Origin of the sequence: Aphanothece microscopica RSMan92 (assembly GCF_046613545.2) — a bacterium.
Lineage (GTDB): Bacteria > Cyanobacteriota > Cyanobacteriia > PCC-6307 > Cyanobiaceae > NIES-981.
In genome coordinates, this window is the sequence record NZ_JBKKKY020000458.1 from 1 (window position 1) to 499 (window position 499).

Annotated in this window: 1 protein-coding gene; it reads left to right on the forward strand. The window is 66.7% G+C overall.

All coding sequences use genetic code 11. The features are described 5' to 3' along the window. Window positions 1–152: 152 nt before the first annotated feature. Window positions 153–377: a hypothetical protein gene (locus ACLD7X_RS18535; RefSeq protein WP_411425152.1), complete on the forward strand. Its 225-nt coding sequence runs from the start codon at window positions 153–155 to the stop codon at window positions 375–377. The last annotated feature ends 122 nt before the right edge of the window (window positions 378–499 follow it).

Consider the following 499-nt stretch of genomic DNA (forward strand, 5'->3'; position numbering starts at 1 on the left):
CGATGGCGCAGCGCTACTTCCTGTACTGACCGCGCCAGCCATGCACCAGATGCAAGCCTGCCAGACCGATACGGCGGTTGTTCTGCACCGCAGCATGACCCATATGCCCCGTGTCAATCGGCGCCAAGCGCCTGCATGCAAAGGGGTTTCACATGGCCACCACCACCACCAACATGACCGACCGTTCGGGGTTCTGGGCTGCGGTGCGGCGCGTGCTGTCGGGTATCTGGCAGGGCTTCGTCTTCCTGGCCGAGGTCGGCCCGGTGCGCGAGGAACTGGAACGGCTGTCGCGCAAGTCCGACGCCCAGCTGGCCGCCGAAGGCAAGACGCGCCACGGCGAAATCAGCCGCATCTTCGGGCCGCGCATGGCGCTGTAAGGACAGGCCGCTTCGGGCTATCCTTGCATCGGTCCCCGACCGACAAGGAGAGCCCGAGATGACCGACCTGCCCCCCGTCAAGCACCTGCTGCGCGACGCGCCCGCGCAGTGCCACGATCTGG